Origin of the sequence: Bradyrhizobium sp. C9, assembly GCF_002532045.1 — a bacterium.
Classification (GTDB): Bacteria; Pseudomonadota; Alphaproteobacteria; order Rhizobiales; family Xanthobacteraceae; genus Bradyrhizobium.
In genome coordinates, this window is record NZ_NWTG01000001.1 from 772099 (window position 1) to 790939 (window position 18841).

The window sequence follows — 18841 nt, forward strand, 5'->3', positions numbered from 1 at the left end:
TGCACTTATTCAAAGGGAAGTGGGTTCAGATCAGCCCGCAGTCAGTTCGGCCGGCAGCCGGAATTCGATATTTTCTTCTCGGCCCGGAACGACCGAGACCGACACCGGTCCGATGCGCCGCAGGGCCTCGATGACATCGTCGACCAAAACCTCAGGTGCCGATGCACCCGCCGTAATGCCGACGGCCTTCGCATCCTTCAGCCAATCCGGGTTGAGCTCGCTCCCATCGGCAATGAGATAACTCGCGACACCAACCTCGGTGCCGATCTCACGAAGCCTGTTCGAGTTGGAACTATTGGCGGCCCCCACCACCAAAATGACGTCCACCAGCTTACTCAGGTCCCTTACCGCAGATTGGCGGTTCTGTGTCGCATAGCAGATATCCCTGATGTCCGGGCCTTGAATATCTGTAAATTTTGCCTGAAGGGCCGCGATGATGTCCCTTGTGTCGTCCACGGACAGGGTGGTCTGGGTGATGTAGGCGACCGGGGCGTCGGTCGGCAGCCGCAATTCCGCCACATCCTGAACGCTCTGGACCAGCAGGACCGGCCCCGGAACCTGGCCCATGGTTCCCTCGACCTCGGGATGGCCGGCATGCCCGATCAGGATCAGGGCGCGGCCCCTCGAGATGTAGCGCTTGCCCTGGTTGTGGACCTTGGTGACGAGCGGGCAGGTGGCATTGAGCACGGGCAGGTCGCGGGCCTCCGCTTCCTCCTCGACGCTCCGGGCGACGCCATGGGCACTGAAGACGGTGACCGCCTTGGCCGGTACTTCCGACAGGTCCTCGACGAAGATCGCGCCCTTCTTCTTCAGGCTTTCGACCACGTATTTGTTGTGAACGATCTCGTGGCGGACATAGACCGGCGGGCCATACTTCTGCAGCGCGCGCTCGACGATTTCGATCGCGCGCACAACGCCCGCGCAGAAGCCGCGCGGCTGAGCAAGAAACACTTCCATAGGTCGTCCGTTACGCAAATTGCACCAATCTCATTTCAATGCCCGCGGCCATTTCGGCAACGCACTCCGCCCGGTCGGACGAGCAACTTCAGTTGCAATGTCCGCACCATCTCAGGTCCTGCACGTGATCCGCGCCCTCAAGGGCATGGAAATACAGGGATTTGTGGCAAAAAGGTAGCGCTTCGAGCGGGTGAGTGGTCAGCGACGTGGAAAGTTTGAGGTAATATGGTGTGGATTTCGGGCTCTGCGACCGTCCGTCTCCCTCACTTGTTCGTCACTTTATCGCCCACTCCTGCGGTCTATACCGGCGACTCGTGGCCGTTCCTGTGCTTTGGAACCTCCTCACCATCCCGTCGAGGAAGGTAACCAAAACAACATTAGATCGGTCCCGGGAACTCCGCTACAGAGCGGGCGTTTTCGGCCATGCTTCCCCGAGATTAGAAAGAAACGAAGTGCTGACAAATATTGTCGTCTCCGTTGTTAGGACCTGTACGCGTTTTGCCCTTCCGGTTGTCATTCTCTCGGTGCTGCTGTCGATCGGCGCCGGCTTCTATACGGCCCGCAACTTCTCGATCAACACCGACATCAACAAGCTGATTTCGCCGGATCTGGATTGGCGCAAGCGCGACAACCAGTTCGAGGAAGCCTTTGATCGCGAGCGGCTGATCCTGGCTGTCGTCGAGGCCGCGACACCCGAGCTCACCAGCTCGGCCGCGAAGGCGCTGACGGCGAAGCTGCAGGCCGACAAGAAGAACTTCGAGGCGATCACCGCGCTCGGCTCCGGCGAATTCTTCGAGAAGAACGGCTTGCTGTTCCTGCCGACCGAAGAGGTCGGCAAGGTCACCGGCCAGCTCGAATCGGCCGCGCCACTGATCGAGATCATGGCCGGCGACCCCTCGATTCGCGGGCTGACCGGTGCGCTGGAGACCGGCCTTGCCGGCGTCAAGCGCGGACAGGTCAAGCTCGACAATGCCGCGCCGCCCTTCAACCTTATCTCCGAGACCGTCGAGACCGTCCTCGCCAAGGGCAATGCGACGTTCTCCTGGCGCGAGCTGACCAGCGACAAGCCGCTGACCGATTCGGACAAGCGCGCCTTCATCGAGATCAAGCCGATCATCGACTATTCGGCGCTGGAGCCGGGCAAGGATGCTACCGATGCGATCCGGCAGGCGGCAGCCGACCTGAAATTCCCGACCGAGTATCACGCGCGCGTCCGCCTGACCGGACCCGTGCCGATCGCCAACGAGGAATACGCCACCGTGCAGGACGGCGCGATCCGCAACGGCATCGGCACCGTTGTGATCGTGCTGATCATCCTCTGGCTGGCGCTGCATTCCGGCAAGATCATCTTCGCGGTGTTCGTGAACCTGTTCATCGGTCTTGCGCTCACCACCGCGGTCGGTCTGATGATGGTCGGGTCGCTGAACCTGCTTTCGATCGCCTTCGCGGTGCTGTTCGTCGGCCTCGGCGTCGACTTCGGCATTCAGTTCAGCGTCCGCTACCGCTCCGAGCGTTACAAGAACGACAATCTGACGCTCGCGCTGGAGAATGCGGCGCGCCGCTCGGCGGTGCCGCTGTCGCTCGCGGCGATGGCGACCGCCGCCGGCTTCCTGTGCTTCCTGCCGACCGACTACAAGGGCATCTCCGAGCTCGGCAAGATCGCCGGCGCCGGCATGCTGGTGGCCTTCATCACCAGCATCACCGTGCTGCCGGCGCTGCTCGACCTGCTCAATCCGCCCGGCGAAAAGGAGCCGGTCGGCTACGCCTTCCTGGCGCCGCTCGATCACTTCCTGGAGAAGCATCGCGTCCCGATCATCGTCGGCACGATCCTGGTCACGGTCGCGGGCCTGCCGCTGCTGCACTACATGAAGTTCGACTTCAACCCGATCAATCTGCGCAACAAGCAGGCGGAATCGATCGCGACCTTCCTCGACCTGCGGAACGATCCGAACACCGGCGCCAACGCCATCAACGTGATGACGCGCTCGGACGCCGACGCCAAGAAGATCGAGGCCAAGCTCGAGAAGCTGCCGGAAGTGTCGCGCGTGATGTCGCTCGACAGCTTCGTGCCCGATGACCAGCCGGCCAAGCTGAAGCTGATCGGGCAGGCCGCCAAGACGCTCGGACCCGCGCTCAACCCCGACTCGGTCGATCCGGCGCCGTCGGATCAGGAGAATGTCGAGTCGCTGAAGAGTTCGGTCGACAGCCTGCGCAGGGCTGCTGGCGACGGCAAGGGCCAGGGTGCGGTCGCCGCGCGCAGGCTCGCCGACGCCCTGCAGAAGCTGGCCGATTCGAACCAGACCATCCGTGACAAGGCGCAGGACGTCTTCGTCGCGCCGATGAAGATCGTGTTCGATCAGCTCCGCAACACGCTGCAGGCCCAGACCGTCACGCTGCAGAACCTGCCGCCGGAACTGGTCGAGAGCTGGAAGACCAAGGACGGCCTGATGCGGGTCGAGGTCGAACCGAAGGGCGATCCGAACGACAACGACAATCTGCGCCGCTTTGCCGACGCCGTGCTCGCCGCCGAGCCGACCGCGATCGGCGGGCCGGTCTCGATCCTGAAGTCGGGCGATGTCATCGTGAACGCGTTCATCCACGCAGGCGTCCTGGCGCTGGTCACGATCGGCCTGTTGCTGTGGCTGACGCTGCGCCGCGTCGTCGACGTGCTGATGACGCTGGTGCCGCTGCTGGTCGCCGGCATCGTCACGCTGGAGATCTGCGTGCTGATCGGACTGCCGCTCAACTTCGCCAACATCGTCGCGCTGCCGTTGCTGCTTGGCGTCGGCGTCGCGTTCAAGATTTATTATGTCACAGCATGGCGGCAGGGCAGGACGAACCTGCTGCAGTCGAGCCTGACGCGTGCGATCTTTTTCAGCGCGCTGACCACGGCGACGGCATTCGGCAGCCTGTGGCTGTCCAGTCATCCCGGCACCGCGAGCATGGGCAAGCTGCTTGCGCTCTCGCTCGTCACCACGCTTGCGGCAGTGTTGCTGTTCCAGCCGGCGCTGATGGGCAAGCCGCGCGAGGCCCTCAAGGAGGAAGATATCGCCAACGACGTCACCTGACGCGCAGGCGATCTGCTCGGTCTGGCTTGGCGGCAGGCGCCGCCGAGCCGTGATTTCAGGTACACGCCAACGAGGCAGCCAGCGGGCGCGCGCGCGGCCACGTGCGACGTCGCCAGCTGCCCTCCGTCAATGCGTCGGTCGCGCGATGTCCGGGAGCAGGCAGATATCGCCCACGGTGTCAGCAGACGCATTGGCGTTGCCTGGGGGATTGGCCGCCTGCTTTTGACCCGGCTTGGTGGCAGGCGCCACGGCGCCAGTGGTCTTCTGCGGTGCTGCCGATTTGGGCAGGGCGCCCTTCGCAGCGGGACTGCCTGCGGCAGGTGGGTTGCCGGCGACGCTGACCGGGATCGGCGGACCGACGCGGGTCCAGGTCTCGCCGCCGCACAGAAAGCCGAGCACGCAGCCCTGGATCTCGAGCTGATCGGTGCCGACAGGCTTGATGGTCGAGCTGTAGAGTTGGCCGTCCTTCGCGTTGTAGACTTGGCCTTCCCACGCATCAGTGCCGGCCTTCTTCTTCATGTCGATCAGGATCGGCATGCCGAGCGTCGGCCTGGTTTGCTTCGCCGGATCAGGATTGTTCTTATCCTTGCCGCCGGGGGTTTTTTCCCAAGACACCGCACCCCACATGTTGCCATTACACTGGGCGACGCGGATTGTGGCGACACCGTCTGCGACCTTCCAGTCGCCGGTCGGGTCCGCTGCAAGTGCCGGTGATAATACGGTGGCCAAAAATAAACCTGAAAAGGCTATTGTACGCGCGAAAGTTCTTGGGCAGTGCAACATGGTCCAAACCTGTGCTTAACTAGACGATCCGAGCGGGGGTCAAAACGCCGCTAGCGAGCGTTTTAAGTTGACGAGATGGCCATCAACCGACGTATGTAACGAATGGTAAGTTCCAATTTAGACGTTTCCGAGATTTTTGTGGAGCGCGAGGGGCAGCGCGGTGCCATGCACACGCGTCACCTCAACGAGCAGCTCGTTCGCGTCCTCAAGACTATCGGCTATGACGTCGGCTTCCAGAAGGGGCAAGGCCAATACCTCTTCGATCGTCAGGGGGCTCGTTACCTCGATCTACTGAGTGGATTTGGCGTTTTTGCGATTGGCCGCAATCATCCGGACCTCCGCAAGGCGCTGAAGAGCGTGCTCGACGCCGATTTGCCGAATCTGGTGCAACTCGACGTCTCGACGCTCGCCGGCGTGCTCGCAGAACGGCTTCTGGAGTATGTCCCATATCTGGACAAGGTGTTTTTCGCCAATTCCGGTGCCGAAACCGTCGAAGCGGCGATCAAGTTCGCGCGCGGCGCGACCGGCCGTCCCGGTATCGTCTATTGCGGGCATTCGTTCCACGGCCTGTCCTACGGCGCGCTGTCGCTGACCGATGATTCGAATTTTCGCAGCGGCTTCGAGCCGCTGCTGCCGGGCTGCACCCCGATCCCCTTCAACGATCTCGAGGCGCTGGAGAAGGCGCTGTCGTCGCGCCAGGTCGGCGCATTCATCGTCGAGCCGATCCAGGGCAAGGGCGTCAACATGCCCACCGACGAGTTCCTGCCCGGCGCGCTGGCGCTGTGCCGCAAATACGGCACGCTGTTCATCGCCGACGAGATCCAGACCGGCATCGGCCGCACCGGCAAGTTCCTCGCGATCGAGCATTGGGGCATCGAGCCCGACATGGTGCTGCTGGCGAAGGCGCTGTCCGGCGGCCACGTGCCGATCGGCGCGCTGCTGACGCGCAAGAACATCTTCGACAAGATCTTCAACCAGATGGATCGCGCCGTCGTGCACGGTTCGACCTTCGCCAAGAACGATCTGGCGATGGCTGCCGGTATCGCTACGCTCGATGTCATCAAGAACGAGAAGCTCGTCGAGAACGCCGCCAAACGCGGCGCCGAGCTCCGCCTTGCGCTGACCCGCATGGTGCCGGGCTATGAGCTGATGAAGGAAGTCCGCGGCAAGGGCCTGATGATCGGCGTCGAGTTCGGTCCGCCGAAATCGCTGCGGCTGAAGGCGTCGTGGAATCTGCTGGAGACCGCCAACAAGGGCCTGTTCTGCCAGCTGATCACGGTGCCGCTATTCAAGGATCACAAGATCCTGACCCAGGTCGCCGGCCACGGCCTCCACACCATCAAGCTGCTGCCGCCGCTCATGATCACCGAAGAGGACTGCAGCTGGATCGAGAAGTCGTTCGACGACGTGATCGCCGGCAGCCACAAGGTGCCCGGCGCGATCTGGTCGCTCGGCAAGACGCTGGTCGACAACGCGGTGCGCAAGTCGGCGTAAGCTCGAACCCGTAGCCGCGTAGGGCGGATTAGCCCAACGGGTCCGCGCGAAGCGCGGCCCGATGACGGGCTCCGGCGCAATCCGCCGGCAGTTGCGGCCGGCGAGAGACTTGTGGCGGGTTACGCTGCGCTAACCCGCCCTACAGGTCCACAATCACCCTTCCTTGTTGGCGTGCATCGCGCTCTCGAACTTGTCGCCGAACTCGGTCAGCTCATCCGCGCCGAGATCGCTGACCGCCCAGTAATTCAGGCCACGGTCGCTCCAGCGCCGGATGTTGAAGCCCTGCAAGGTCGAGATCTTCGCCGACTTCCGTTCGGTATTCGCGGTCTGCGCCACGAACAGGTTGATGACGTGCTGGCGCCGCTTGTAGACCACCGCGCCGATCTCGCGGGCGTTGACGTAGTCGAGCCGGCCGCCGATCAGTGTAAAGCCCTGCGCAGTGAGATCGATCACCGGCGGCGAGACGTCGAGCTTGCCGTTGAACCACGGCTTGACCGTATGCTGATCGGTCGAGACCACGTCGATGAGGTGGCCGGCCTGCAGCGAGCGCAGATGCGCAGACACCACCTCGTTCTCGACGCGCTGCTCGTCGTCATTGCGCAGCACGATCGCGACGAGGCCGGTCGCGGCCATCGCCGACACGGCGGAGCCCATCGCGAAGCCGCGCAGCACCGAGCGCCGGGTCGGCGCCGCCTGCGGCTGCGGCAACGCCTTCTCGATCTTGCGGCGCAGCTCGAGCGGCGCCTTGTAGCGTACGTCGCTCTCGGCGATCGCCTGGCGGATCTCCTGATACTCCTTCATCAGGGCGGCGCAATGCGCGCAACCCTCGATATGGGCTTCCACTTCGCGTGCGTGGCCGGCGTCGAGTTCGCCGTCGATCAGCGCGTGGACCAGCACTTCGGCTTCCTCGCAGTTCATTTCACTTGCTCCTGTTCCGCGAGCCAGGCCGATCGCAGCATGGCGCGGGCGCGTGCGAGGCGAGACATCACGGTGCCGACAGGCACGGCGGCGACATCGGCGATCTCGCGGTAAGAAAGATTCTGGATTTCCCTGAGCACAAAGGTCTCGCGGAACGGCTCGGCGAGCGCCGCAACCAGCTTGCGCACGGTGTCGCCGTCGAAACGGCGCAGCAGCTGCCTTTCCGGCGTCTCCGGGGCTTCATTCCACAACGGGGTCTGATCGCCGCCTTCGGGCAGCTCCTCGACCGCGGTGGGGGCGGTCTTGCGGCGGGCATATTCGGCGCGGCAGACATTGCGCAGGATCGCAAACAGCCACGGCTTCATCGCGGGTCCACGATAGCTGTCGAAATGCTTGAAGGCGCGCAGATAGCACTCCTGCACCGCATCTTCGGCGTCGGCGGCATCGCGCAACAAATAGCGTGCCAGGGTGTAGGCGTCGTCAAGGTACGGCAGCGCAGCTTCGCGAAAGCGCCGCGCCTTTTCGGGATCGTCCTGCGACGCTTTGACAACCATCGTGTCCTGCCCGGCATGTCGAGAGACGGCTTGTGCCCGGCCGGGGGCGGAGGGCCACCGGCCGGGCATGGCTGTGATTGTATGGGTGGTCACGTTACCCAACCTTGATACTGCCTGTCATGTGCGGATGCAGCGAGCAGAAATACTTGTACTCGCCGGGCTCCGTGAAGGTGAACGAGAAGGTGCCGTCGGTATCCATGGTTTTGGAGCGGAACTTGCCCGCGCATACCACGGTGTGCGGGATATCGTCGCGGTTGGTCCAGGTCACGGTGGTGCCGACCTTCACGTCGAGCGGGTTCGGCGCGAACGAGAAGTTGTCGATGTGGACCGCGGTATCTTCGGCGCGGGCCGCCGTGACCGGAAGCAGCATGGTTGCGACCACGGCTATACCGAAGTCGCGTCGGTTGATCGAACTCATCGGTCTTGTCCCTTAGCCCTGCAACGGCGTGTCGATGATCGCCAGCGGCTGGCTGTTCTGCTTGAAGTTGATGCTGGCGACGCCGAGCATGCTGCGCAGCTTGGCATCCTCGACCTTCATCGGGCCGGGCGAGGGGGCGGCACCCGGCGCCGGCTGCGGGAAGGCCGTCGAACGTGCGGTGTGGAAGGTGACGTTGCCTTCGACCTTCTGCATCACCTGGTGGATGTGGCCGTTGAGCACGGTGACCGAGCCGAAGCCCTTGACGTACTCCAGCGCGCGGGCGCCGTCCTCGGTGCCCCAGCCCCATTGCGGATAGACCGTCCACAGTGGGATATGGGCGAACAGCACGATCGGCGTCGACTTCGAGCGGCCCTTGAGGTCGTTCTCGAGCCATTCCAACTGCTCGTTGCCGAGATTGCCGAGGCCGCCGCCCTTGAGGTCGACGACGTTGACGAGGCCGACGAAGTGCACGCCGCCGGCGTCGAAGGAGTAGTAACCCGGGCCCTTGGTGCCCTTGCCGTAACGCTCCTTGTAGAGCTTGACCTCCTCGTCGATGAAGTCGTGCTCGCCCGGCACGTAATGCACGTCGAGCTTGGCCTGCGAGATGATGCGATCGGCGTCGTCGAATTCGGACGCCTTCGACAGATGCGTGATGTCGCCGGTGTGGATCATGAACGACGGCTTGACCTGCATCGCCCGGACCTTGTTGATGGCCTCTTCAAGCGTGCCGATGGCGTTCGGGTTGGCCGGCTTGTCGAAGCCGACATGGCTGTCGCTGATCTGCATGAAGGTCATGCCGGTTGCAGCTTCGGCTGCGGCCGCCGAGCCGACGATGCCGAGCGAATGCGGCACGCCGCCGGTAACCGTCCAGAGTACGCCGGTGCCGGCCCAGGTCATGCATTCCAGCACCTTGCGTCGGCTGACGCCTTTCTCTTCATCGTGGTGATCGTGATCGTGTCCGCTCATGACAAGTCTCCCATGGGCCCAGGGATTGGGTTTCCGGGGAGGTGATCGGCGGGCCCAAGGGTTTATTCCCGCGGCTTTGGAGGGGGTTGATGGCCGGGATGACGATTTCGTGAGAGCTGGAAAGCCGTCCGCGTCATGGGCAGCCATACGGCCGGCGCGACAGGTGGACGCAAGGGCAAGATGCGCCATTGAAGGCTTGGGGTCTGCAACGCTATCGACCCGGCAAACCACTGATCGGTCGGAGGAAAATATGTCTGAGGTCACCGGCGGCTGTCACTGCGGCGAAATTCGTTACGAGGTGAGCGGGGAACCGGTCGTCCATGCGCTGTGTCACTGCACCGATTGCCGACGTCATGCCGGCGCGCCGATGGTCGGTTGGGTCATGGTCGCGGAAGGCATGGTCAAGGTGACCAGCGGCCGGCCCAGCATCTACCGGTCCTCCGAGCATGGCCGGCGGCATTTTTGCGCGAACTGCGGCACTGGGCTGTTCTACACCAACGGCAACATGCTGCCCGGATTCATCGACATCCAGAGCGGGACCTATGACGATCCTGCTGCGATGCCGGCCACCATGCATATCCAGGTCGCGGAGCGGCTGCGCTGGATGGAAACCGCGCATGAGCTGCCGACATTCGAGCGCTTCCCGCCGCCGGAATGACCGGCGGCCGGCGCAGCGGCGTGCGCACTGCAACATGGCGAGGGCCCGCAAGGTAGATCAACGGCCGCAACAAAGCTGTCTTGCAGCCGTCAGCATAATGTCAGCGCTCCTGCATAAGAATGGCGGACTTCATTCGCCACACCGGGAGATCTTCATGAGCGATCACGCAGGCGTTGAGCATCATCACAAGGCAGCCGAGCATCACGAACACGCGGCGCGTCATCACCGCGAAGCCGCCAGGCACCACGAAGCCGGCGATCACCACAAGGCGGCCCACCACGCGCACAGCGCCCATGGTCACGCCAGCCATGCCCAGCATCACCACACCGAAGCGAGCCGGCACCACGCCGAGCACCACGGCGAACACTAATAAACGTTCCAGTACTGCGTGAGTGGCTTCGCCGTCCCCGCAAGGGGACGGCGTTTTTCTTGAGGCGGGCGGCGCGCGTTGACGCTCTTGTTCGTCAAGCGTTTGATCATTCACGGACAAACCAGCACGGGGGTTTTTGCCTGCGCCAGCACCTTGTTTGTCACACTGCCGATCAGAAGCACGGAGAGTCCACTGCGTCCATGCGACGACATGACGATGAGATCGCAACCCCTGTCCGCGGTCGCCGCGATGATCGCTTGATGGGGTTGCCCGTTCTCCGCCAGCACCGTCTCGCAGGGAACGCCGGCTTGGCTGGCCGCCTTCGCCGCGTCGTTCAGCACCTTCGTGGCCTGCTCTTTGCGCATCTCAGCAAAGTTGGCGACTGTTTCACGGAAATGCCCCGTCAGTTCTGAAATCGGCTCCACGACGAAAATCACGGAGACCTTGGCTCCGATGGATTTTGCGAGCGCCATCCCTTGGGTGATGCCACGCTTCGCCAGTTCCGACCCATCGGTCGGGATGAGAATATGCCGGTACATGCTTCAACTCCCGGGGTGTTTCAGGAATTCGCAACCGAAGAGCGACGCAGGATGGAAGGCGACACTTGAAGCTCGTTTGAACGAGGCGGGAAGACGTCACGCCGTGGCCCGACGCTCGAGAAGCCTCGGCAAGGCAAACCCGGCGCTGCGGAATGTCGTCCGAATGGCGCTGCGCCATCCAGCCCTATTCGTCCTCGTCTTCCGGACCGCCGTGCTGCTCGATCGCATTTCGCATGCCGCGCATGACGGCGAACGACACGAAGGCCATCCTTCGCTTCTGGTCATCACTCAATGTTTTGTAGAGCGGCTCCCAGGCGTCGGAGAGCTTCTTGAGGTCGGTCCCACGCTGAATCAGCCGGTCCGCCCTGCGTTGCATCATCTCGACTGGATTGCCGTCATTAAGGCCGTCCATCGCGCCGTTTTCGTGCAATTCGGCAATCCGCTCCAGCCGGGCCTGCCGATTTTTCGCCCGCGTACGGATCGCATCCTCGATGGCCGGCCAGTATTTCTCCTGATCGGGCGTTAGCTGCAAGGCGGCCTTGACGATGCCGATACGCATGTCGGTCAGGCTCTTGAGGTCGGCGGCGCTGGGTGACGCGGCGCCGACAGTCGGGGATGTCTCCGCTGCGAAGGCGAGAGACGAGGTTGTCATCAAAAGTGCAATCGCTGCGGCGGCTGCGTTCCTCGTCATAGCGAACTCCTGGGCTGCTATCGTGGATGTCCCAGAGAAGAAACGCATTGCTGATCTGGCGCGAGTTGATCTAGGTCAAAGGGGCAAGGAGCCGGAGAGAGGGACGCGCTTCTGACGTTCGGAAAATGGCCCGGGACTTCGGGCAGGCCGCCGTGGCGCAAGCCCTGGCCGGCGAGACCGTGGAGTGGCATTGAGCTAGATCAAGATCGAGCGGCCCGCGGTAATCAGAAGTTGCTGTCCAACTCGTTTCGACCGGGTGGCGCCATGCACCTTCTGCTCAAGGAAATTCGACATAACCCGCTGCTCTGGATGCTGGTTTTCGTGCCGATCGTGCTGGCGGTCGAGGCGGCGGCTCCGTCAGCCCACACACCCCTGTTCGTGCTCGCTGTCCTGGCCATCGTGCCGTTGGCCGCGCTTCTCAGCCACGCGACAGAGAGCGTCGCGGAGAAAACGGGTGATGCGATCGGAGGCTTGCTCAACGCAACCTTGGGCAATCTGACCGAGCTCATTATTGCGATTGCGGCGCTCCATGCGGGAGAATACATGCTGGTCAAGGCATCGATCGCCGGTGCCATCGTCACCAACTCGCTCTTCATGCTCGGCGCATCGTTCCTGCTTGGTGGGCTCCGCCATCACGTTCAGGAGTATAACCGGGCCGGCGGGAGGATGTACGCGGCGTTGCTGCTGATGGCCACGATTGCGCTGCTTGCCCCCTCGGCCATCGCCGACCTTGATCCGGCACGCGGCCAAGCCATGGCGCTGACTCTCAGCACGGGGCTCGCCCTGCTGCTGATAAGTGCCTACGGGCTGGGCCTGCTGTTCTCGCTCAAGACACACAAGGAGCTGTTCGCAAGCGAGGAGCATGGCGAGGCCGGCGGCGCGGGCTGGCCGATCGGACTTGCATTGGGTACGCTTCTCGCCGTCACCGTGCTGGTTGCCCTGGTCAGCGAGATATTCGTGAGTTCGGTGCAGAAAGCGGGCGAAACGCTGGGATTGAGCCCGGCGTTCGTCGGTTTCATTATCGTCGCGCTGGTCGGGGCCGCAGCGGAAATGGCGGTGGCATTCTCCGCGGCGCGCAAGAACCGGCTCGACATGAGCGTCAGCATCGCGCTCGGAAGCGCTTCGCAGATCGCCTTGTTCGTCGCGCCGGCACTGGTGCTTCTAAGCTATGTCATCGGTCCGAAGCCGATGGACTTGCAGTTCTGGCCGGGCGCCGTGACGATGGTGATGATCGCTTCCGTGACATCCTGCTTCATCACCAACAGCGGACGGTCGGCATGGTTCATTGGCGCCTTGCTCGTGCTGATCTATGCGATTTTTGCCATGACGCTGTACATGGTGCCGCCGGGATCGCACGCTCCGGTTTGATCAGCAGCGAGATATTTGATCGAGATTGTGCTGGACGGATGCAGGCGCGGGCTCTGCGCGATCATGCGCTCGGCTCGTCGTCGAGAACGTTCATGACCGCTGACTACTGGCAGAGGTGTTGGCGGCCATCCTCGCCGCGAAAGTACGTGCCTGGTGTGCAGACAAAACCCTGACCGTTGGAAGGATAGTGATAGTAGCCATAAGCGCCGGCTGCCGCCGCGGCTCCCACAGCAGCAGTTCCGTACACCGCCTTCGTGTATGGCGACGGGCGACACCGGCGACGCTCACGGGTGTCAAGGGCCGGCCGACGCGCGCTTGCGCGCTCTGGAGAGAAATCGAGACGAAGCTCTGTTTCGAGTAGTCAAAGGATAGCAGCATGGCACACGCGAAGATGGGCGCCGCCAGCGTCATCGTCTTCGAATTGGTCTTCATCGCTCTTCCTCCATGCCTTCGGTCTTACCCGGTCCGGTTTGAAAACCATGCGCCCAGGGAACCGTTGATCTGGATCAAGCTTTTCCAGAACCGTTTAGCTGCTACGTGCGGACAATGCCGGCGCGCAGCACAGGCCTGTCGAGGAGCGGAGAGGGGACGCGGACGCAGAGGGGCGCCGCGATGGGCACCGTCGCGTCGCTCGCGCCCCTTCAAGCGGGCCATACCGATGCCCGACGCCACGACCTTGCGGCGCGACGACAAGAATGATCCATCCACGACTGCTCAGCTGGCTCAATACCGATACGGTTGCTGCGGACAGATCATTTGACCGTATTGATTGTAAGAGCAGCCCTGGTTGCCGTAGTAGCCATAGCTGCCGTAGTACGCGCCAGCCGCGGCCGCGGCACCGGCCGCCGCAGCACCATAGCCCCAACCGGGTCGATAATAGCCGCCGCCATAACCGGGATAGCCGGCGACGGGGCGGCCGGGGCGTCCTGCAATCGGACGGCCCGGATAGCCGGGACGACCCGCGATCGGGTGTGACGGGCGCGGGCGGCCGGCAGCGCGATAGCCTCCGCCATGGATCCTTCCGGCACCGGCATGCATCCTGCCGGCGCCGGCATGCATGCCGCCGCCGCGATGAAATCCGCCGCCTCCGCCGCCACGGAAGCCGCCGCCTCCTCCACGGCGGGCATAGGCGTCATCGGGAACCAGACAGACACCAACGAGAACCAGAACTGCCAGAGCGGCGAGGATACAACGAAGCATGGGCGTCTCCTCCCTAGCGGACGAGGTTGCGAACTCTGAAACTGCGTCACTCCCGGGGCGCCGGGTTGATGTAGATCAACGGAACGCAATCGCGTTCAAGGCGCCGGGTTCCGCGGGCGCTTTCGCGCAACCACGAAGGCGCCTGCTTTCAAAATCTCCTTAGGCACAATCTGCACTTTGCTGTCGAAGCGGCCCTGCCTAGAATACGAGACTTGGGAGGTTCCGCGACTTGTCGTGTCACCTCTCAATCAGGCGACAGCCTCATCCATTGCCGAGCTTCACCAACGTTTTTCGCTTGCTGCCGTGCGCAGCCGGAATTGTTGAACCAACCTTGATCCGAGGCGTTCTGCTGCAGCAGAACCCCACGATTTGCAGCGGCGATGATGAGGACGGGTGCGGAGATATTGGCCTCGCAGGCGACATTCCGCTGAGCTTCTCTCCAATCTCCATCGCCTTGGCCGTGTTCATGCACAGTGGCGTCGCCGCAGGGAGAGAACGAACGTGCGGAAAGCGGATGTGACGTGCGCGTGCTGTGGCGCGGGTTTCCGGCGGTTGGAGCTATGGTCCGAACCCGGCGTCAAGGGCGAGTATCACTGTCCGGTTTGCGACTACCTGCTTGAAGCATTTGATGGCACTAACCTGGTCGTCTATCGGCTCACGATCCAGCCGGTGCGCGCACCGGTCTATTCGGTGAAGCAGTTCGACGATCGACGATCGTGACGAGCAATTGCCATCGGCGCTATTTGCCGATGAGCAGCCGTTCTAAGCCGCGCGCTCGGCGAACGTTCGGAGAGCAGCAACCATCAACGCCGGCGCTTCCTGCGCGACGCAATGCCCGACATTCGCGAAAGTCCGGCGGCTGGCGTGTGGGATCAGGGCTGCTGCGCGATCGGCCATCTCCTTGTAGATCGGCCATGACTGTTCGGCCGTGGCGATGCGGACCGGGCAGGCGATCTCGGCGAACCACGGGAACGGATTGCCGCGCGCATCGCCGGTGTAGACCTGCTCCATCGCCTGGAAGATCGGCCCGAGCAGGGCCGACTCGATCTCGGGCGTGCAGCGCAGCCGCATGCGGCCGTCGTCGAGCCGCGCAAAGCCGTGATGGACATAGGCCCACAGCGAAGGCTCGGTCCACGGCGCGAACGCCGGCGCTTCGCGCAATCGCCGGAACAAATCGTCGGCGTTGTCGAATTCGGCGCGGCGACGCAGCACGCCTTGCACCGATGCGTTCGCGATCTCGCTCAGGCCGCCGCTCCGCGGCGTGCGCGGATCCATCACGGTCGGCTCCGTCACGAACAGCCGCGCGAAGCGGTCCGGCACCAGCTTCGTGGCGAGCATCAGGTCGGTCGCGCCGGCGCTGTGGCCGATGCCGTAGATATCACGGAGGTCGAGGCGTTCGACCACCATGCAGACATCTTCGGCGAAATCCCGGAACTGATAGCGCTCGGCGGGCGGCTTGTGGCTCAGGCCGTGGCCGCGGCGGTCGAGCGCATAGACGGTGTAGTCGGCGGCCAACGATTCCGCGACTTCGGCCCACACTTCGGCGACAAAGCCGGTGCCGTGCAGCAGCAGCGCCGGCGGCTTGCCGGAGGCCGGCTCACCCCATCGTGCCAGCGCGATCTGCGCGCCGGCATCGCCAACGAGAATGCGTTGCGGCAGCGTCATTGGCGATCTATCGCGCATCCTGCAGGATCATCGCAGCCGCCTTCTCGGCGATCATCGCGGTCGGCGTGTTGGTGTTGCCGGAGGTGATGGTCGGCATGACGGAGGCATCCGCGATGCGCAAGCCGTGGAGGCCGTAGAAGCGCAGACGCTCGTCGACCACGGCCATCGGATCGTTGGCCGTTCCCATCTTCGCGGTGCCGACGGGGTGGAAGATCGTGGTGCCGATGTCGCCGGCGGCCTTGGCAAGCGAGGCGTCGTCATCGCCGACCGAAGGACCAGGCAGGAACTCCTCGGGATGATATTTCGCCAGCGCCTTCTGCTTCATCAGCCTGCGCGTGGTGCGGATCGCGTCGGCTGCGACCTGGCGGTCGTCCTCGGTCGACAGGTAGTTCGGCGCGATCGACGGCTTGTCGTCGGGCGCGGTCGAGCGGATGCGCACCGTGCCGCGCGAGCTCGGCTGCAGATTGCAGGCGCTCACCGTGATCGCGGGGAAGCGATGCAAGGGATCGCCGAACTTGTCGAGCGACAGTGGCTGCACATGGAACTGGATGTTGGCACGCGAGCGCGTCTCGTCCGAGCGCGTGAAGATGCCGAGCTGCGACGGCGCCATGGTCAGCGGGCCGCGGCGGCGGAACGCGTAATCGAGGCCCATCAGGCCGCGGCGCACGAGGTTGTAGTAGGTCTCGTTCAGCGTGCGCACGCCGGAAACCTTGTAGATCGCGCGCTGCTGCAGATGGTCCTGCAGATTATGGCCGATGCCCTGCACGTCAGCCACGATGTCGATGCCGAGCGGCGACAGCCATTCAGACGGGCCGATGCCGGAACGGTGCAGCACCTGGGTGGTGCCGATCGAGCCGGCGCAGAGAATCACCTCGCCCTTGGCGCGCGCCTCCACCGTCTCGTTGCCCTGGCGGAACTCAACGCCGGCGGCGCGGCCGCTCTCGATGATCAGGCGGTCGACCAGCACGTCGGTCTCGAGCCTGAGATTGCTGCGGTTCAGCACCGGCTTGAGGAAACCGCGCGCCGACGACCAGCGCCGCCCGCGCTTCTGGTTGACGTGGAAATAGCTGGTGCCTTCATTGTCGCCGGTGTTGAAATCTGGAATGCGCTTGATGCCCATCTCCTCGGCGGCATCGCCGACCGCGTCGAGGATCTGCCACGACAGCCGCGGCGCCTCGATGCGCCAGCCTCCGCCGACCCCGTGATGCTCGCTCGCACCGAGGAAGTGATCTTCCAGCCGCTTGAATGCCGGCAGCACGTCGCTGTAGCTCCAACCGGTGAGGCCAAGCTGCCGCCAGTGATCGTAGTCCGCGGCTTGGCCGCGCATCGAGATCATGGCGTTGATCGCCGACGAGCCGCCGATCACCTTGCCGCGTGGATAGGCGAGCGCGCGGCCGTTGAGGCCGGGCTCGGCCTCGGTCTTGAACATCCAGTCCGAGCGCGGATTGCCGATCGCGAAGAGATAGCCGACCGGGATGTGAAACCAGATCCAGTTGTCCTTGCCGCCGGCTTCCAGCAGCAGCACGCGCTTCCTCGGATCGGCCGACAGGCGGTTGGCCATGATGCAGCCAGCCGTGCCTGCGCCGACGATAATGTAGTCGAAATCACCCTCGAGCCTTCGCGGCATGTCCTCGTTCCCGGCAAGCGTCTTCTGTTGGGCTCCTATTAGTCAGACGCAGCCGGTCGAGACAAGCCCGGCCGACGGCACCGGGCGTGCGTTGGATGATCAGGGACGGCTGGGCTCCGCGAATGTGACCTCGGGTCCGGACCGCGGCACACAGAGAATCAGCGTCAGCATACCGATCGCGAGCAGCGCGCCGACAAGGGTGAGCGGTGCGTAGATGCTCCCGGTCGCGACATTCATCCAGCCGATCAGGGCAGGGCACACCGCGCCGCCGAACGAGCCGATCGCGCTGATCAGGGCGATACCGCCGGCCGCGGCGCTGCCCTCCAGCATCGCATTCGGAATGGTCCAGAACAGCGAGAGAATCGCGAAGATGCCGATCGATGCGACCGCGAGCAGCGTCACGGTCAGGAGGATGCTGCCCTGCGCGGCCTGCAAGGCGATGAAGCACGCAGCCGCGACGAGGCCGCAAGCGACCACGTGCCAGCGCCGCTCCCTGGTGCGATCGGAACTGTAGCCGATCGCGACCATGCCGATCGCCGATGCCACCGAGATTGCGCCGCTCAGCCAGCCGATCTCGGTGGTGGTCGCGACGCCGACGCGCTTGAGCAGCGTCGGCGTCCACAACAGGATGGTGTTGAGCGAGCAGAAGAACGCGAAATAGATGAAGGCAAGCAGATAGACGCGCGGCTCGCGCAGAGCCGCCGCGAAGCTGCTCGTCGTGTCAGGAGCGGCCGCGCGATCGCGGGCGAGATCGCTTGCGACCTGCCGTCGCTCGTCGGCGCTGAGCCAGCTCGCGGCCTGTGGTCCGTCGGCGAGATAGAGATACGCGGCGATGCCGAGCAGCACGGCGGGAACGCCCTCGAGGACGAACAGCCATTGCCAGCCATGCAGGCCATGGACGCCCTGCATGCGGTCCATGATCAGGCCCGACAACGGCCCCGCGATGACGCCGCCGAGCGGCACCGCCATCACGAACAGGCTGGTCATGCGGCCACGCACGCGATCCGGAAACCACAGCGTCAGGTAATACAGGATGCCGGGGAAGAAGCCGCCTTCGGCCGCGCCGAGCAGGAAGCGCAGCAGATAGAGGTGATACTGGTTCTGCACCAGCGCGAGCAACACGGTGACGGTGCCCCACAGCAGCATGATCCGCAGCAGCGTCTTGCTGACGCCGATCCTGACCAGCAGCAGATTGCTCGGCACTTCGAGCGCGACATAGCCGACCGAGAAGATGCCGGCGGCAAGCCCGAACACCGCGTCGTCGATGTTCAAATCGTGCAGGAACTGCAGCTTGGCGAAGCCGATGTTGAAGCGATCGATGATCGCAACCGTGTAGCACGCCAGCAGGAACGGGATCAGGCGCCAGGCGATCCGTCGATAGAGCCGCGATTGGGCCGCATCCTGCATGGAAGTCTCCTCCGTGATTTTGTTTTGGTCGTTAGGTGTATTGGCGCCGCATGGGCGCCGCGCTCCCTCGCCCCGTTCTTACGGGGAGAGGGCTGGGGTGAGGGGCCGTCTCCGCGTAATGCGGCGTTAGCTGGGTCCGCGGAGGCTCCCCCTCACCC

Annotated in this window: 18 protein-coding genes; 5 read left to right on the forward strand and 13 right to left on the reverse strand. The window is 63.8% G+C overall.

Annotated elements, in window-relative coordinates; all coding sequences use genetic code 11:
* Nucleotides 1–30 precede the first annotated feature (30 nt).
* On the reverse strand, nt 31–957 hold the full coding sequence (ispH, locus tag CO675_RS03410; RefSeq protein WP_092125121.1) for a 4-hydroxy-3-methylbut-2-enyl diphosphate reductase: 927 nt from the start codon (nt 955–957) through the stop codon (nt 31–33).
* A gap of 452 nt (nt 958–1409) precedes the next feature.
* Here ispH and hpnN point away from each other — a divergent pair, with 452 nt between their 5' ends.
* A complete protein-coding gene (gene hpnN / locus CO675_RS03415) occupies nt 1410–4025 on the forward strand; it encodes a hopanoid transporter HpnN (RefSeq protein ID WP_097670575.1) in 2616 nt (871 codons plus the stop codon).
* Nucleotides 4026–4151: 126 nt separating this feature from the next.
* Here the strand turns inward: hpnN and CO675_RS03420 are convergent, their stop codons facing one another.
* Nucleotides 4152–4808: a DUF2147 domain-containing protein gene (locus CO675_RS03420; RefSeq protein WP_097670576.1), complete on the reverse strand. Its 657-nt coding sequence runs from the start codon at nt 4806–4808 to the stop codon at nt 4152–4154.
* A 102-nt stretch (nt 4809–4910) separates the two neighbouring features.
* Between CO675_RS03420 and hpnO the strand changes: the two genes are divergently transcribed.
* Nucleotides 4911–6302 (forward strand): aminobacteriohopanetriol synthase HpnO, encoded by a 1392-nt coding sequence (hpnO, locus tag CO675_RS03425; RefSeq protein ID WP_097670577.1) that lies wholly within the window; start codon nt 4911–4913, stop codon nt 6300–6302.
* Between the two features lie 153 nt (nt 6303–6455).
* Here hpnO and CO675_RS03430 read toward each other — a convergent pair whose 3' ends face one another.
* The 4 genes from CO675_RS03430 to CO675_RS03445 form a co-directional block, all read right to left on the reverse strand.
* The gene (locus CO675_RS03430; protein WP_097670578.1) at nt 6456–7220 is read right to left on the reverse strand and encodes an anti-sigma factor family protein; all 765 of its coding nucleotides are present in this window, start codon (nt 7218–7220) and stop codon (nt 6456–6458) included.
* Nucleotides 7217–7774 carry a sigma-70 family RNA polymerase sigma factor gene (locus tag CO675_RS03435; RefSeq protein ID WP_097670579.1) on the reverse strand — a complete coding sequence of 186 codons (558 nt, stop codon included), beginning with the start codon at nt 7772–7774 and terminating at the stop codon, nt 7217–7219. Before CO675_RS03435 ends, CO675_RS03430 begins: the two co-directional genes overlap by 4 nt.
* A 94-nt stretch (nt 7775–7868) precedes the next feature.
* Complete coding sequence (locus tag CO675_RS03440) at nt 7869–8192, reverse strand: cupredoxin domain-containing protein (RefSeq protein ID WP_097670580.1); 324 nt, start codon at nt 8190–8192, stop codon at nt 7869–7871.
* Between the two features lie 12 nt (nt 8193–8204).
* Nucleotides 8205–9158, reverse strand: a complete 954-nt coding sequence (locus tag CO675_RS03445; protein WP_097670581.1) for a metallophosphoesterase family protein — start codon at nt 9156–9158, stop codon at nt 8205–8207.
* Between the two features lie 250 nt (nt 9159–9408).
* Here CO675_RS03445 and CO675_RS03450 point away from each other — a divergent pair, with 250 nt between their 5' ends.
* Nucleotides 9409–9816: a GFA family protein gene (locus tag CO675_RS03450; protein WP_097670582.1), complete on the forward strand. Its 408-nt coding sequence runs from the start codon at nt 9409–9411 to the stop codon at nt 9814–9816.
* A gap of 100 nt (nt 9817–9916) precedes the next feature.
* Here CO675_RS03450 and CO675_RS40370 read toward each other — a convergent pair whose 3' ends face one another.
* The 3 genes from CO675_RS40370 to CO675_RS03465 form a co-directional block, all read right to left on the reverse strand.
* Nucleotides 9917–10300: a hypothetical protein gene (locus CO675_RS40370; RefSeq protein WP_158231176.1), complete on the reverse strand. Its 384-nt coding sequence runs from the start codon at nt 10298–10300 to the stop codon at nt 9917–9919.
* On the reverse strand, nt 10297–10725 hold the full coding sequence (locus CO675_RS03460) for a universal stress protein (RefSeq protein ID WP_097670584.1): 429 nt from the start codon (nt 10723–10725) through the stop codon (nt 10297–10299). Before CO675_RS03460 ends, CO675_RS40370 begins: the two co-directional genes overlap by 4 nt.
* 184 nt (nt 10726–10909) lie before the next feature.
* Entirely contained in the window at nt 10910–11464 is a 555-nt protein-coding gene (locus CO675_RS03465; protein WP_245452610.1) for a Spy/CpxP family protein refolding chaperone, read from the reverse strand.
* Between the two features lie 216 nt (nt 11465–11680).
* Here CO675_RS03465 and cax point away from each other — a divergent pair, with 216 nt between their 5' ends.
* Nucleotides 11681–12784 carry a calcium/proton exchanger gene (cax, locus tag CO675_RS03470; protein WP_097670585.1) on the forward strand — a complete coding sequence of 368 codons (1104 nt, stop codon included), beginning with the start codon at nt 11681–11683 and terminating at the stop codon, nt 12782–12784.
* A 723-nt stretch (nt 12785–13507) separates the two neighbouring features.
* Here the strand turns inward: cax and CO675_RS03480 are convergent.
* Nucleotides 13508–13984, reverse strand: coding sequence for a hypothetical protein (locus tag CO675_RS03480; RefSeq protein WP_097670586.1), 477 nt, complete (start codon nt 13982–13984; stop codon nt 13508–13510).
* A 501-nt stretch (nt 13985–14485) separates the two neighbouring features.
* Here CO675_RS03480 and CO675_RS03485 point away from each other — a divergent pair.
* A complete protein-coding gene (locus CO675_RS03485) occupies nt 14486–14704 on the forward strand; it encodes a hypothetical protein (protein WP_097670587.1) in 219 nt (72 codons plus the stop codon).
* Between the two features lie 42 nt (nt 14705–14746).
* Here CO675_RS03485 and CO675_RS03490 read toward each other — a convergent pair whose 3' ends face one another.
* From CO675_RS03490 to CO675_RS03500, 3 genes are all read right to left on the reverse strand, one after another.
* On the reverse strand, nt 14747–15649 hold the full coding sequence (locus CO675_RS03490) for an alpha/beta fold hydrolase (protein ID WP_097670588.1): 903 nt from the start codon (nt 15647–15649) through the stop codon (nt 14747–14749).
* 7 nt (nt 15650–15656) lie between these two features.
* On the reverse strand, nt 15657–17276 hold the full coding sequence (locus tag CO675_RS03495) for a GMC family oxidoreductase (RefSeq protein WP_097670589.1): 1620 nt from the start codon (nt 17274–17276) through the stop codon (nt 15657–15659).
* 99 nt (nt 17277–17375) lie between these two features.
* Nucleotides 17376–18683, reverse strand: a complete 1308-nt coding sequence (locus CO675_RS03500) for an MFS transporter (protein WP_097670590.1) — start codon at nt 18681–18683, stop codon at nt 17376–17378.
* Nucleotides 18684–18841 lie beyond the last annotated feature (158 nt).

Bases quoted from the DNA above. Each gene is read 5' to 3' on its own strand.
- ispH (WP_092125121.1), bottom strand. From the start codon at position 957: ATGGAAGTGTTTCTTGCTCAGCCGCGCGGCTTCTGCGCGGGCGTTGTG.
- CO675_RS03420 (WP_097670576.1), bottom strand. From the start codon at position 4,808: ATGTTGCACTGCCCAAGAACTTTCGCGCGTACAATAGCCTTTTCAGGT.
- hpnO (WP_097670577.1), top strand. From the start codon at position 4,911: ATGGTAAGTTCCAATTTAGACGTTTCCGAGATTTTTGTGGAGCGCGAG.
- CO675_RS03430 (WP_097670578.1), bottom strand. From the start codon at position 7,220: ATGAACTGCGAGGAAGCCGAAGTGCTGGTCCACGCGCTGATCGACGGC.
- CO675_RS03435 (WP_097670579.1), bottom strand. From the start codon at position 7,774: ATGGTTGTCAAAGCGTCGCAGGACGATCCCGAAAAGGCGCGGCGCTTT.
- CO675_RS03440 (WP_097670580.1), bottom strand. From the start codon at position 8,192: ATGAGTTCGATCAACCGACGCGACTTCGGTATAGCCGTGGTCGCAACC.
- CO675_RS03445 (WP_097670581.1), bottom strand. From the start codon at position 9,158: ATGAGCGGACACGATCACGATCACCACGATGAAGAGAAAGGCGTCAGC.
- CO675_RS03450 (WP_097670582.1), top strand. From the start codon at position 9,409: ATGTCTGAGGTCACCGGCGGCTGTCACTGCGGCGAAATTCGTTACGAG.
- CO675_RS03460 (WP_097670584.1), bottom strand. From the start codon at position 10,725: ATGTACCGGCATATTCTCATCCCGACCGATGGGTCGGAACTGGCGAAG.
- CO675_RS03465 (WP_245452610.1), bottom strand. From the start codon at position 11,464: ATGCGTTTCTTCTCTGGGACATCCACGATAGCAGCCCAGGAGTTCGCT.
- cax (WP_097670585.1), top strand. From the start codon at position 11,681: ATGCACCTTCTGCTCAAGGAAATTCGACATAACCCGCTGCTCTGGATG.
- CO675_RS03480 (WP_097670586.1), bottom strand. From the start codon at position 13,984: ATGCTTCGTTGTATCCTCGCCGCTCTGGCAGTTCTGGTTCTCGTTGGT.
- CO675_RS03490 (WP_097670588.1), bottom strand. From the start codon at position 15,649: ATGACGCTGCCGCAACGCATTCTCGTTGGCGATGCCGGCGCGCAGATC.
- CO675_RS03495 (WP_097670589.1), bottom strand. From the start codon at position 17,276: ATGCCGCGAAGGCTCGAGGGTGATTTCGACTACATTATCGTCGGCGCA.
- CO675_RS03500 (WP_097670590.1), bottom strand. From the start codon at position 18,683: ATGCAGGATGCGGCCCAATCGCGGCTCTATCGACGGATCGCCTGGCGC.